12 protein-coding genes are annotated in these 13,754 nt (G+C 68.0%); 7 read left to right on the plus strand and 5 right to left on the minus strand.

All coding sequences use genetic code 11. The annotated features are described in order from the left end of the window. The first annotated feature begins 81 nt into the window (after positions 1-81). From DSX2_RS13940 to DSX2_RS13965, 6 genes are all read left to right on the plus strand, one after another. The gene (locus DSX2_RS13940; RefSeq protein WP_020881626.1) at positions 82-726 is read left to right on the plus strand and encodes a LysE family translocator; all 645 of its coding nucleotides are present in this window, start codon (positions 82-84) and stop codon (positions 724-726) included. Continuing rightward, the gene (locus DSX2_RS13945; protein ID WP_020881627.1) at positions 723-1,574 is read left to right on the plus strand and encodes an AraC family transcriptional regulator; all 852 of its coding nucleotides are present in this window, start codon (positions 723-725) and stop codon (positions 1,572-1,574) included. Before DSX2_RS13940 ends, DSX2_RS13945 begins: the two co-directional genes overlap by 4 nt. Positions 1,575-2,030: 456 nt before the next feature. Next, entirely contained in the window at positions 2,031-4,040 is a 2,010-nt protein-coding gene (locus tag DSX2_RS13950; RefSeq protein WP_020881628.1) for a SpoIIE family protein phosphatase, read from the plus strand. A gap of 114 nt (positions 4,041-4,154) precedes the next feature. Beyond that, positions 4,155-4,685: a SiaB family protein kinase gene (locus tag DSX2_RS13955; protein ID WP_020881629.1), complete on the plus strand. Its 531-nt coding sequence runs from the start codon at positions 4,155-4,157 to the stop codon at positions 4,683-4,685. An 18-nt stretch (positions 4,686-4,703) separates the two neighbouring features. Further along, positions 4,704-5,075: a DUF1987 domain-containing protein gene (locus DSX2_RS13960; protein ID WP_020881630.1), complete on the plus strand. Its 372-nt coding sequence runs from the start codon at positions 4,704-4,706 to the stop codon at positions 5,073-5,075. A gap of 7 nt (positions 5,076-5,082) precedes the next feature. Continuing rightward, a complete protein-coding gene (locus tag DSX2_RS13965) occupies positions 5,083-6,246 on the plus strand; it encodes a diguanylate cyclase (RefSeq protein WP_020881631.1) in 1,164 nt (387 codons plus the stop codon). A gap of 262 nt (positions 6,247-6,508) precedes the next feature. On the opposite strand, the gene DSX2_RS13970 is transcribed toward DSX2_RS13965, so the two are convergent. The 5 genes from DSX2_RS13970 to DSX2_RS13990 all read right to left on the minus strand — a co-directional run bounded on the left by DSX2_RS13970 (position 6,509) and on the right by DSX2_RS13990 (position 11,924). Further along, entirely contained in the window at positions 6,509-7,783 is a 1,275-nt protein-coding gene (locus tag DSX2_RS13970) for a TRAP transporter large permease (protein ID WP_020881632.1), read from the minus strand. A 1-nt stretch (position 7,784) separates the two neighbouring features. Further along, a complete protein-coding gene (locus DSX2_RS13975; protein ID WP_020881633.1) occupies positions 7,785-8,279 on the minus strand; it encodes a TRAP transporter small permease in 495 nt (164 codons plus the stop codon). 67 nt (positions 8,280-8,346) lie between these two features. Continuing rightward, the gene (locus tag DSX2_RS13980) at positions 8,347-9,321 is read right to left on the minus strand and encodes a DctP family TRAP transporter solute-binding subunit (protein ID WP_020881634.1); all 975 of its coding nucleotides are present in this window, start codon (positions 9,319-9,321) and stop codon (positions 8,347-8,349) included. A gap of 297 nt (positions 9,322-9,618) precedes the next feature. After that, complete coding sequence (locus tag DSX2_RS13985; RefSeq protein WP_020881635.1) at positions 9,619-10,305, minus strand: response regulator; 687 nt, start codon at positions 10,303-10,305, stop codon at positions 9,619-9,621. After that, complete coding sequence (locus DSX2_RS13990; RefSeq protein WP_020881636.1) at positions 10,302-11,924, minus strand: sensor histidine kinase; 1,623 nt, start codon at positions 11,922-11,924, stop codon at positions 10,302-10,304. Before DSX2_RS13990 ends, DSX2_RS13985 begins: the two co-directional genes overlap by 4 nt. Before the next feature lie 332 nt (positions 11,925-12,256). Between DSX2_RS13990 and DSX2_RS13995 the strand changes: the two genes are divergently transcribed. Further along, positions 12,257-13,744: a benzoate-CoA ligase family protein gene (locus tag DSX2_RS13995; protein WP_020881637.1), complete on the plus strand. Its 1,488-nt coding sequence runs from the start codon at positions 12,257-12,259 to the stop codon at positions 13,742-13,744. Positions 13,745-13,754 lie beyond the last annotated feature (10 nt).

Genomic DNA, 13,754 nt, shown 5'->3' on the forward strand with positions numbered 1-13,754 from the left:
CATCCGGCGATACGCGGAGGGCGCGGCGGGGAAAGGCCCCGCCCGGCCCCGCGCGCCGAGGTCTTCGTGCGAGGCGCTGCAATGAACATCGTGGCTTTCCTGGCGTACTGCATCGTGGTCACCTTCACCCCCGGGCCGACCAACGTGGTCATCCTGGCCACGGCCCAGAACCACGGCCCGCGGGCGGCCCTGCGCTTCGCGTCCGGCGCGGGGCTCGCCCTGGCCGTGCTCATCGCGTCCTCGGCCGTGCTGAACGACATGCTGCTCGGCCTGATGCCCAGGATACGGCTGGTCATGGGAGTTGTGGGCGCGGCCTACATGCTGTATCTGGCATACAGGATCTACACCTCGTCCCCGCCGCGGCAGGCGGCCGCCGACGCTTCGGACGACGCGTCCGAAACACCTCCCGCCGCCTTCGGAAACATACGCGGCGGCGCCTTCGCAGCGGGTTTCGCCATGCAGTTCGTGAATCCCAAGGTCATCCTCTTCGCGCTGACGGTCATCTCCGGCTTCGTCACGCCCTACGCCTCGTCCCCGCTGCACACGGCCCTCTACGTCCTGCTCATCACGGCCATCGCCTGCTCGGCCCTGTACTCCTGGGTCGTGCTCGGCGCGGTGCTCAGGCGCTTCCTCTTCACCTACCGGCGCCAGGCCAACCTGGTCATGGCCCTGTTCCTGGTCTACTGCGCCTTCGCCGTGCTCAATCCGCCGGGGGTGGGGGCATGACGACCGGTTCCGGGGAACGCTTCACCTACCTCCGGAGCACCGGGGTCACCGTGCTCTCCGCGACCATGACCGAGTTCGCATACAAGCGGCACGCCCACGAGGACTACGCGCTGGGCGTGACGCTGCGCGGGCTCCAGGAATACCACCTGGAGGGGAGGCTTTGCCGGTCGCGGCCGGGCGGGGTCATCCTCTTCAACCCAGAAGAGGTGCACGACGGCTGCTCGGCCGACAGGACCAGCCTGGAATACGTCATGGTCTACGTCCCGAGGCCGCTCTTCGCCGAGGTCTCGGGGATGCGCGGGCCGGTCGGGTTCGAGGCGCCCATCGTCTACGACCGCGCCCTGGCCGCGCGCATCCTGAAGCTCGCGCGCGGCGTGGCGGCCGGACGGGACGAGATGTGGACCAGCGAGCTGCTGCTGGACATGGTGCACGCGGCGCTTCGCGGCAGGACGGGCAGGACGGCCCGCCCCCTGATGTCCGGCCCGGCGCCGGGCCGCAGCGCGGGCGTGCGCCGGGCCATGGACATGATGCGGGACGCGGCGGGCGGCATGACGGGAGACGGGACCGGAGACGGAGCGGACGGGCGGCTTCGGCTGGACGACCTCAGCCGGGAGGTCGGCATGTCCAAGTACCACTTCATCCGCCACTTCAAGGCGGCCACCGGCATCTCGCCCTACCAGTTCTTCCTGAACTGCAAGGTCGAGCACGCCAAGCGGCTGCTGGAGAGCGAGGGCGACGTCTACGCGGCCGTGGCGCAGTGCGGCTTCTGCGACCTCTCGCACCTGAACAGGCACTTCAAGCGGATATACGGGGTCACGGCCTCGGAATACGCCCACATCCGGTTCTGAACGGCCTCCCGGAGCCTGCCGGGAGCCCGCCTGGGACCGATGCCGGACTTCTGCAGCTCGGCGTACGGCCCGTTGCGGCCGAAGCCCGAGGCCTCGGCCGTCTTGCCGCCGTTGCCGCCCTGGATATCCAGGGCCTCGCGGATGCTGCCCCCCCGCGCTTTCCCAGCTGGAACCCGCCGTTCTTCCTGCCCGGCCCGGCGTTGCCCCCGGCCCGAAAACGCCCGCGCGGCAGACGGGCAGATCTCCGGTCGGCGGGCGCAGGTCGTTTTCCTCTGGCGGGGTCATCCGCTCCGAAACTGCAAGGATCCGAAGACCATCCGCCCCTGGCAGACAAAAGATCCAGGCCTTTCCCCCCGCCCCCTGCGCCCTGCCCCGGGCGTTCTCCCGGCGCTCACTTCCCTTGAAGCCCGATTCTTCTTGGTATAGCAATGGATCGGCATATTTCAGGAAGTACCATTGAAAATACGACTCCCGTTCCAATCCTCCTTCAGGGCCCAGTTCAACCTGACCGTGGCGGTGGTCTATCTTCTCGCCGCCGTGGCCACCCTGACCGCCTTCGCCTTCGCCATGCAGTCGCTGCTCACGGACTACGCGGCCCGCAACACGGTCAAGGAGGCCCTGCTCGAACGCAACAGGGCCGCCGCGGTCATCGACCGCGAGCTCGTCCTGGCCCGGACCCTGGCCAGCGATCCCGCGGTGCGGCGCTGGGTGCGGGACGAGTCCGACCCCGAGCTCAGGGCCAGGGCCTTCGAGCAGCTCGACAACTACCGCGACCATTTCCGCGACCGCTCCTTCTTCGTGGCCATAGCCAAAAGCGGCGACTACTACCTGGACAACCGCTCCCACGGCGCCGCGCACCTGGACGGCACGCGCCTGAACCCGGCCAACCCGGCCGACGCCTGGTTCTACCGCGACCTGCGCAGCGAGCGCGGCTACGAACTCTATCTCGATTACGACGTGGCCGCCCAGACCACCAAGATCTGGCTCAACGTGGTCATCACGGACGACAAGGGGCGCCCCATCGGGCTCGGCGGCAGCGGCATCGACGTCTCCGACTTCGTCAGCGGCCTCGTGGCCTCGCAGGAGAAGGGGCTGACGACCCTGCTGACGGACGCGAACGGGGCGATCACCGCCTCGGCCGACCGCGCCCTGGTGGAGAGGAACGCCAGGATCGTGGACCCCGCGGACCGGGTCACGGTCTACTCCATGGTCGACAATCCCGAGGACCGCGAGCGTCTGCGCCTGGCCATCGCCGACGCCACGGAGGACTCCGCGCGCATCACCGCCTTCCCCCTGTCCATGACGGGCGGCAGGGCCATGGTCGCGGTCTCCGTCCTGCCGGGCACGGGCTGGCGCAACATCGTCGTCTTCGACGTCTCGGGCCTCTACACCTCCCGGGTCTTCCTGCCCGGCGTGGCCATCATCATCGTCTCGCTCCTCTCGGTCCTCGCGGTCATCTCCATGTTCATCAACCGCCGCGTGCTGCGCCCCCTGACCGGGCTCACCAAGGCCGCGCGGCAGATGGCCCGGGGCCGCTACGACGTGGCGCTCCCGGTCGAGCGCAGCGACGAGATCGGCCAGCTCGCGGGCAGCTTCAACTCCATGGCCGCCACGGTCCAGGACCACACCCAGAACCTGGAGCAGAAGGTGGACGAGCGCACGAGCGAGCTCTCCGCCGCCAACGCCGAGCTTTCCCGGTCGCGGGCCAGCATCATGGAGAGCCTGCGCTACGCCCGCGCCATCCAGGCAACGCTGCTGCCCCGGCCGGAGGACCTGGCCCGGGCCTTTTCCGACCACATGGTCCTCTACCGGCCGCGCGACCTCGTGGGCGGCGACCTCGTCTTCCTGCGCCGCAACGGCGAGCGCTCGCTGTTCGCGGTGCTGGACTGCACCGGCCACGGCGTGCCCGGGGCCTTCATGGCCATGACCGCGCACTCGCTGCTGCACAGGGCCGCGGCCGGCCTGTCCTTCGACGATCCGGCCGCCATCCTCGCCGAGACCGACCGCCTGCTGCGTCTGACCTACCGCCTGAACGAGGAGGGCGAGGGCATGGTGGACTGCGGCCTGGAGGCCGCGCTGTGCTCCTACGAGCGGGGCAGCGGCAAGGTGGTCTTCGCCGGGGCCAGGCTCTCGCTGTACGCGGTCGAGGGCGGAGAGGTGCGCGAGGTGCGCGGCGACCGCCAGCGCATCGGCTACCGCGGCCCCGCGCTCAAGGCGCCGTTCACCAACCACGTCGTCGAGGCCGGTCCGAAGACCCGCTTCTTCGCCGCCACGGACGGCGTCCTGGACGAGGCGGGCGGGGAGCGCGGCTTCGGCTTCGGACTCGAGCGCTTCCTGGCCGTGCTGACCGAAAGCGGAGACGCGCCCCTGGCCGCCACGGCGACGGCCCTGGACGAGACCCTGCGCGCCTACCGCGGGGAGCATCCGCAGCGCGACGACATCGCCGTGATCGGATTCAGGCTCTAGCCCGGATCGCTTTTTTCATGCATAACGGCTACATCCGGGCCATGTCCGTTTTTCGGGAACGAGACCGAGCCGCGGCCGCGGCTTCCCTGGGAGAAGGTTCGAGGAGAAGACACGATGGATCTGTTCAAAATCCGTGACGAATTCAGCAGGGCCGGGATCATGATCTGCTTCAACGGCCCGTTTTCCCACAGCATCATCGACGAGATCGGCCAGGCCGTGCGCAACTACCTGAAGGCCGAGGACATCGCCAAGGCCGCCGTGCTCGACGTCTTCGCCATCTACATCGAGCTGGCCCAGAACGTGAAGAACTACGTGGCCCGGCGGCAGCTTCCCCCGGAAGAGGCCAGTTCGTGCATCATCACCATCGCCAAGAAGGACGGCACGTACAAGATCACCTCGGGCAACGCCGTGCTGCACGGGGACCTCGACGCGCTGACGGAGTCGGTGGACACCATCAACGCCCTGGAACCGCCCGAGCTGCGCAAGCGCTACCGCGCGCAGCTGCGCAAGGAGACGCCCGAAGAGGCGCTCGGCGCCGGGCTCGGGCTCATGGAAATCGCCAAGCGGTCCTCCGCCAGGATGGTCTACCAGATCACCCCGATGAACGGGGACTACGCCTTCTTCAGCCTCACGGCCTCCGTGTGAGTTTCAAGGAGCAAGTACATGCCGTCCCTCGACATAGAAAAGACTTCCACCTCTCCCCGGATCCGCTACGACGCGGCCACGTGCACGCTGCTCATGGTCGGGGAGTCGTATCCGGAGAACTCCTTCGAGTTCTTCGAGCCGGTGCTGGCCTGCGTGCGCGAAGCCCTCGCCGAGAGTTCCACCTTCACTTTCGACATCGACGTCAGCTACATGAACAGCTCCAGCACCAAGTGCATCCTGGACCTGCTCGACCTCATGGAGGAGGCCGCCGAGAAGGGCACCACCGTCACGGTCACCTGGCGCTACGACACGGACAACCCGCGCGCCCTGGACCTGGCCGAGGAGTTCCGCGAGGAAGTGACCTTCCCCTTCAACCTCCTGCCCCGCTAGGAACGCCATGACCCGCCGCCGGAAGAGCAGCAGGCCCGAGTCGACCGTCCTCAAGCGGGTCGCGCAGATCGTGGTCGCCCCTCCCGAGGGTCCGAGGCTCGCGGCCGAATACGCCGACCTGGCCGAGGACTACCGCGCGCTGGTGGAGCGCTTCTACAAGACCATCGCCATCAGCGACGCCTACCAGGCCCAGGCCAAGGAGATGGCGGTCGAGCTCGAGCGCATGACGGTCAAGCTGCGCCGCCTGCGCGAGGTCGCCCTGCCGGTCTGCGTGCGCTGCCACAAGGTCCACGCCGGTGACGAGTACTGGCAGCGGCTGGAGACCTTCTTCATCCAGAACCTCGACGTCCTCTTCAGCCAGGGGCTGTGCCCGGACTGCCTGACCGCCACGCGGGACCGCCTGGGCGCGGACGCCTGCGCGCAGGCCGTGATCCCGAGCCGTCCCAGGCGCAAGGCAGCCCCGGACCTGGCCGAGGACAAGGTGACCCGCGAGCTGCGCGAGCTGGCGCAGCGGGCCGAGCGGGAAGAATCGCCCCTGGCCGCGGACATCGCCAAGGCGGCCAAGAGCTGCAACAAGCTGGCGCGCCGCTTCGCCAAGACCATCACCATCAGCGACTCGTTCCAGTCCCAGCTGCAGGAGCTCAACACCCGCCTCGAGCTCATGGCCCGCACGGACCTGCTCACGGGGCTTTCCAACCGCTGGGAGATGGCCTCGCGGCTGGAGGCGGAGCGTTCCCGCGCCGAGCGCCACGGCTGCCCCACGGCCGTGATCGTGGGCGACCTGGACCATTTCAAGACGGTCAACGACACCTTCGGCCACCTGGCCGGGGACAAGGTGCTGAAGGCCGTGGCCGAGACGCTGCGCAAGAGCCTGCGCCGCGAGGACCACTGCGGCCGCTGGGGGGGCGAGGAGTTCCTGATCCTCCTGCCCGAGACCACCCTGGCCCAGGCCAGCCAGGTGGCGGAAAAGCTTCGCGAGGTGGTGCGCTCCTTGCGTGTCGAATTCGAGGGCCGCGCCATCACGGTGACCATGAGCTTCGGCGTGGGCGAGTTCACGCCCGGCATGGGCCTGGACGACGGCCTCAAGATGGTCGACGACGCCCTCTACGCCGCCAAGGCCGGCGGCCGCAACCAGGTGGTCATCACGCAGGATCGTCCCCCGGAGGGCTGATCCCCGCACCATGGACGACGGCCGCCCTCAAAGGCCGTCGAGAGGCCTTCGAGGACGACCGGCCGCGGGTTGAGGATGCCCGCTTCCACGCCCCTCGGACGATTTTTTCCCGCCGTGTTCCGCCACCCGTACAGTCACCCGTACAGTCACCCGTACAGTCACCCGTACAGTCACGGATACGCGCGGCCCCGGCCGAGCCGGGAGCCGCGCGCGCGTCGGCCGCCCTCCCGGTTCGACGCCGGGAGGGCCTTCTCCGCTTCCCTCAGCTGAGAAGCCGGGGGAGGATGGTGATGATGTCCGGCACCAGGGTCAGGACGAGGAGGCTTGCCAGCAGGGCGAAGAGGTAGGGCATGGCGGCCCTGACGACCTTTTCCAGGGGCACCTTGGTGATGGCGCTGGCCACGAACAGGTCCAGGCCCACCGGCGGGGTGATGCAGCCGATGGCCAGGTTGCAGACCATGAGCACGCCGAAGAAGAGCGGGTCGATGCCCAGGTGCGTGGCCACGGGCAGGAAGATGGGGGTCAGGATGACCACCGCGGCCGAGGCGTTCACCATGGTCCCGACGATCAGCAGCAGGACGTTCATGGCCAGCAGGAACATGACCGGCGAGGTGGTCAGGCTGGCCACGAAGGCGCCGACGTGGTGGGGGATCTGCAGGTTGGTGAGCAGCCAGCCGAAGGTGTTGGCCGCCCCCACCAGGAACATGATGATGGTCGTGCCGATGACCGCCTGGTAGATGATCTGGGGGAAGTCCCTGAGCTTCAGCTCCTTGTAGATGAACATGCCGACGAAGATGCCGTACACGGCGGCCACGGCCGCGGCCTCGGTGGGCGTGAACACGCCGCCGTAGATGCCGCCGATGATGATCACCGGGGTCAGGAGCGCGAAGAAGGAGTCCTTGAAGCTCTTCCCCACGTTGGCGAGGGAGAAGGTGCCTTCGGGCTTCAGCCCCTTCTTCTTGGCCAGCCACCAGCTGACCAGCATCATGGACAGCCCCATGAAGATGCCGGGCAGCACTCCGCCCACGAAGAGATCGCCGACCGAGGTGTTGGCGATGACGCCGTAGACGACCAGGGTGATGGAGGGCGGGATGACGATGCCCACGGTGCCGCCGGAGGCGACGATGCCCGTGGCCCAGGCGCGGCTGTAGCCCTTCTTCTCCATCTCGTCGACCATGGTCGAGCCGATGGCGGCCGTGGTTGCGGCCGAGGAGCCGGAGATCGCGGCGAAGAACATGCCCGACACGGCCACTGCCTGGGCCAGGCCGCCGGTGAAGGAGCCGACCAGGGACTGGGCGAAGTTGACCAGCCGCGCGGTCACGCCCCCGGCCGACATGAAGGCCCCGGCCAGCATGAAGAAGGGCACGGCCATGAACGAGAAGGAGTCGATGCCCGCGTACATCGTCTGCGGGACCATGACCAGCGGCATGTGCATGAAGCCATACAGCACCACGGCCGAGGCCAGGCACAGGGAGAAGGCCACGGGCACGCCGACGGCGGTCAGCCCCAGAAAGGTGAGGAGCAGGACGTAATCCATGCTATCCCTCCTGCCCGGCGCCGCGGCCGGAAAGCGTCTTCACGATGCGCACGCTGTCGCGCAAGAGGTACAGGAGCATGAGCACCGAGCTCAGCGGGATCACGACGTAGACCCAGCTCATGGGCAGATTCAGCCCCGGGGAGAGCTGGAAGGTCATGATCGAGGTCATCTTCCAGCCCTGCCGCAGCAGCAGGCCGATGAACGCGTAACCGGAGACGTTGACCACGATCTCCATGGCGTGGCCCAGGGGCCTGCCCTTGAACTTGCCGGGGAGCATCTGCACGGCGAGGTGCCCGCCCTCCCCCATGATCAGGGCCGAGCCGAGAAAGACCACCCACACGAACAGAAAGCGCGCCAGCTCTTCCGACCAGTCCGGGGTGTAGTTGAACAGGTAGCGGGTCACGACCTGGGCGAAGATGATCACGAGCATGACGCTCATGGCGCCGACGGAAAACCAGTACAGAACCGTGCGCACGCCCTTGAGGAGCTTGTCCATGGGATCCTCCGGATTGCAGACGGCCGCGCCCCGGCCGGAAGCTCCGGCCAGGGCGCGGCTGCGCGGGCTAGTTGCCGGCCAAGGCCTCGACCTTGTCGATGTTGTCCTGGCCGACCGTCTTGGCGAACTCCTTCCAGACGGGCAGGGTCGCCGTCTTGAAGAGCTCGCGGTCGACCGTGATGACCTGCATCTTGCCGGTGGCCTTGATCTTGTCCCAGTAGTCCTGGTCCTCCTTGGCCGAGAGCTTGCGCTGCCAGGCGATGGCCTCGACCGCGGACTCCTGGATGACGGTCTTCTGCTTGTCGCTCAGCCGCTCCCAGGTGGCCATGGAGATGAGCATGGGCTCGGCGGAATAGGCGTGGGCGGTCAGGGAGGCGTACTTCTGCACCTCGTAGAAATGCTTGGTGTAGATGTGGGCGCTGGGATTCTCCTGTCCGTCCACGGTGCCCTGCTGCAGGGCGGAGTACAGCTCGCTGAAGGCCATGGGGGTGGGCGACGCGCCCAGGGCCTTCATGGTGGCGATGTAGATCTTGTTGGGCATGACGCGGATCTTCAGGCCCGCCATGTCGGCCGGGGTCTTGATCGGGCGGACGTTGTTCGTGAGATGGCGGATGCCGTTCTCCATGAACCCGAGGAGCTTGATGCCGTGCGGCTCGAGCTCCTTGCCCAGGTCCATGCCCACGGAATCGAGGGCCCTGTAGGCATGGTCGCGGTTCTTGAAGAGGAAGGGCAGGTCGAAGAGCGAGATCTTGGGCTGGAACTGGCCGAGGGCGGCGGTGCCGGTCAGGGCCATGTCGATGGTGCCGTAGATGAGCCCTTCGGTCAGCTCCTTCTGGTTGCCGAGCTGGGAGGACGGAAAGATCTGGATTTCGAGATCGCCGCCGGACTTCTCGGCGACCAGCTTGGCGAAATAGTCGGCGCCCTGGGCATAGGGGTGGCTGGGCTCCGCTATGTGCCCGAGCTTGAGCACGGTCTTGGCGAATACGGGGGCGGCCACGGCAATGGCGAGCATGGCGACGACACACACGAAAAGACGTTTCATGACTCTTCCTCCAGCAGGCTTCGGTTACTCCGGACATGGTCCCCGGGTTTCGTGGCCGGAGGATAGGAGCGGTCGGCGGAAAAAACCGTTTTTGCGCGTAAAAAGAGAAATCCCCATTCTGGGGATTGCGGTCATAAAGTTCGCGGAGGATGTCGCCGCGGCCGCGAGGGCGCGATTTCGAAGGGCGCGCGGATGGCCGCCGGGATCCGGTCCTCGGGATCCGGTCCTCGGGATCCGGCCCGGCGGCGCAGAGGCGTCGGACCTCGCCCGCGCGAGGCCGTGCGCTGGAAGACGAGGCTAGGCTCGGAAGTAGCGGCGCTCGGGCCTCCCCACGTTGCCGTATACCAGGTCGGCGTACAGGCTGCCGTCGGAGATGAGGAACTCGAGGTAGCGCCGGGCCGTGGAGCGGCTGACGCCGATGAGCACGGCCACCTCGTCCGCGCTGCGGCCCACTGGCCCGCTGTCCGCGGAGAACACGCCGCGCACCTTGCCCAGCGTCAGGGTGTCGATGCCCTTGGGAAGCGATCCGCTGCCGACGAGGGGGCGTGTGGCCGCCGGATGCAGGAGGGAATCCACGTCGTGCTGCTGGATGGCGCTGCCGTCGCGCAGGCGCCGGCGATAGGCGTGGAACTTGTGCAGGCAGTCGTGGAAACGCTCGGCCGTGACGGGCTTGATCAGGTAGTCGAACACGCCGCCGCGCAGGGCTTCCTTGAGGGGCTCCATCTCGCGCGCCGCCGTGATGAGGATGACGTCTATCTCCAGCCCCTCGAGGCGCAGCTCGCGCAGGAAGTCCATGCCCGAGCCCTCGGGGAAGTAGAGGTCCAGGAGGACGAGATGGGGCTTGAGCGCGCGGGCCATGTCCCGGGCGTCCTCCAGGCTGTGGGCGATGCCCAGGACCTCGCAGCCCGGCACGCGGGCGGTGAAGCGGCGATGCAGCTCGGCGATGCGCTCGTCGTCCTCGACAATGAGCACCCGTGTGGTCATCGGCTCTCCTTGGGAATGATCACGGTGAACAGGGCCCCGCCGAGACGGCTGCGGTCGACCATGATCTGGCCGCCGAGCTCGTCCAGGCGCTGGCGGACGAGGTACAGCCCCACCCCGCGGCGGCGCTGGCCCTTGGAGGAGACGCCCTTCTCGAAGATCCGCTCCATCTGGTCGTCGGGAATGCCGGGGCCGGAGTCCTCGATCTCGAACACGATGTCGTTGCCGAGGTCCGTGAAGGCCATGTCGACCCGGCGGGCGTCTTCGGGCTGCCCGAGGACCGCCTCGAAGGCGTTGTCGAGCAGGTTGCCGATGACGGTCACGATCTTTTCCTGGCTGATGTGCGGCGGCACGTCGGTCAGGGTCCCGTCGCGGTCGATGGACAGCTTCACGCGCAACTCCTTGGCGCGATTGTACTTGCCGAGGATGATGGCCGCAATGACCGGATGCGGGATGGCCTCGCCGAGGAAGCGGATGAAGTCCTCGTAGCCCGTGGACTCGGTGACCACGAGGTCCAGGGCCTCCTGGTAGGCCTCGATCTGGATCAGCCCGGCGATGGTGTGCAGCTTGTTGGAGAACTCGTGGGTCTGCACCCGCAGGAGCTCCGAGTATTCCTGGACCCGCGACAGCTCCGCGGCCAGGCGGTCGAGTTCGTCCTTGCGCCGGAAGCTGGCCACCACGCCGTGCACGGCCTGGTCCTTGGACACGGGCATGATGTTGAAGATCAGCTCCTGTCCGGCCACGGTGCGCTCCTGGTCGATCTCCGCCAGCCCGGTCTGCAGGGCCTTGCGCAGACCGGCCCCGGGAAGGATGGTCTCCACTGTCCTGCCCGCGTACCTCTCCTCCAGGTTCAACCCCAGATAGCGGCGCGCGGCCTGGTTGACGATGCGGACGCGGCCCTGCGTGTCGATGGCGATGACGCCCTCGCGGATGGTGCGCAGCACGGCCACGCGCTCCAGGTAGAGGCTCGTGATCTCGGACGGCTCCAGGCCCAGGGTCAGCTTCTTGAGGCGGCCGGCAATGAACACGGCGCTCAGGATGCCGAGCAGGCTCATGCCGATGATGTACAGCAGGGGTTTTTGCAGGTGGGCGGAGATGGACTGGTGCACGTTCCTGAGCATGTAGCCCACGGACACGAAGCCGATGACGGAGCCGTCGGCGCCGAAGACGGGGGCCATGCCGCGCAGGGACCGGCCCAGGGTGCCCACGGCCTCGGAGACGTACGACCTGCCCTCGTTCAGGACCGGTCCGGTGTCTCCACCGACGAACTTCTTGCCGATGCGCTGCGGCAGGGGGTGCGAATAGCGGATCTGGGACTTGTCGCAGACGACGATGAAGGCCGCGCCGGTCTCGGTGCGCAGGGATTCGGCGAGCTTCTGGATCAGACCGTGGGGATCGCGGGCGGCGAGGGCCACGCGGATGGTCGGCATCTGGGCGACCGTCCTGGCCGTCTGCAGGGCGGTCATGCCGATCTGCTCGCGGAAGATGTTCGCCGCCAGGCCGGAGATGACGTACCAGCTTACGCCGATCTGGATGAGGACCAGGGCGAGCACCATATGAATGAGGTGCGACTGGAGCGTGGTCGGTCGCAGCCAGGATATGATGCGTGATGCTGGGCGCATGAAAATCTCCTCTTCCCGGCACCTTATTGCGGAATAAAAGAGATGTGGCAATCTTCACATTAATCCATTGTCATTACTGACTATATGAATATTTCCGCCACGCGGCGGGCAGGGAGCGCAGGCTGGCCGGGCCGACGCCGGACATGGCCCTGGACGGGCCTATTGGGGACGAGTATAGACAGCCGAAAGGTTCTGCCGGGCAAAGAGGCCGCCCGACACCGGGACAGACCGTGTCCGGGCGCTGCTCGAACGGCTTGCCCCGGCGGCATCTCCCGCATCCCGGCACCATCACTTTCGGGCCGCGTCGGCGGCAGCCGCAAACGGAAGGACGCATGAGGCGAGTGCACAACGCAGCCTCCGAGCTGCTGGACCGCGTGGGCGCGTCGTGCGAAGGCAAGACGGCCTATCTCCACGCAGGCGGAACGCTCTCCTACGGGGAACTGCGCGGCAGGGCCCGGAGGTTCGCGGGCTTTTTCGCCGCGCAGGGAGTCGCGCCGGGGGAGCGGGTGCTCCTGGTGCTGCCCGACTCGCCCGCCTTTCCCGCGGCCTTTCTCGGGGCCATGCTCGCGGGCGCCTGTCCGGTGGCCGTGAACACCTTTCTGAAGCCCGAGGACTACGCCTTCTTCGCGACCGACTCCGGTTCGCGGCTCCTCCTGACGGTCGAGGGCCACGCGGCCGCGGCCGCCGCCTCGGCGGACTGCCCGGCAGTCGTCTGCGACGGAGACGGGCCGCAAGATCTGCAGAACTTCGCGCCCGATTTCGCGCCGCTGCCCGCGGCGGACGACGCGCTCGGCTTCATGCTCTACAGCTCGGGCTCCACCGGGCGGCCCAAGGGCGTGCCCCACCGCCAGGCCGACCTGCTGCGGCCCGCCGCTACCTGGGGCCCGATTCTCGGCCTGGGCCCCGCGGACGTGGTGCTCTCCTCGAGCAAGCTCTTCTTCGCCTACGGGCTCCTCGCGAGCCTCGTCCTGCCCCTGTCCGCGGGCGCCGCAACCGTGCTCTTCCCCGGCAAGCCCGGGCCCTACGACATCTACGACCTCATGGCCGCGCACAGGCCCACGGCCTTCTTCGGCGTGCCCACGCTCTACAACGCCATGATCCGGGCCTTCGAACCGGCCATGAAGGAGAGCGTCACGCCCCTGTGCGTGAGCGCGGGCGAGGCCCTGCCCGCGCTGCTCTTCGAGGAGTGGGAGCGTCTGACCGGCTCCGCCGTCCTCGACGGCATCGGCTCCACCGAGTCCTGCAACGTCTTCATCTGCAACCCCAGGGAAGAGCGCAGGCCGGGCTCGGTCGGACGCGTGGTGCCCGGCTTCGAGGCCCGCCTGGTGGACGACGAGGGGCGCGACGTGCCCGCGGGCGCCAAGGGGCACCTGCTCGTCCGCGGCGAGAGCTTCTGCCGCGGCTACTGGAACAGGCCGGACAAGGACCGCGAGACCATGCTCCCCGACGGCTGGGTGCGCACCGGCGACGTCTTCGAGGAGCGCGACGGCTGGTATTACCACCAGGGCCGCAGCGACGACATGCTCAAGTCCGGCGGGCAGTGGGTCTCGCCCGTGCAGGTGGAGGAGGCGCTTCTGCGCCATCCGGCCGTGGCCGAGTGCGCGGTGGCGGCCTGCCGCGTGGGCGGGCTCGATCTCGTCTGCGCCTTCGTGGTCCCGGCCGGGGACGCGAAGCCGGGCAAGGCCCTGACGCTCGAGTGGCGCGGCCACCTCCTGCGCGCGCTCCCGGAGCACATGTGCCCGGCGCGCTTCGAGTGCGTGGCCGAGCTGCCCAAGACCGCCACGGGCAAGGTGCAGCGCTTCAGGCTGCGCGGGAACTAGAAATCTTTCC

Source organism: Desulfovibrio sp. X2 (assembly GCF_000422205.1).
Taxonomy (GTDB): domain Bacteria; phylum Desulfobacterota; class Desulfovibrionia; order Desulfovibrionales; family Desulfovibrionaceae; genus Alkalidesulfovibrio.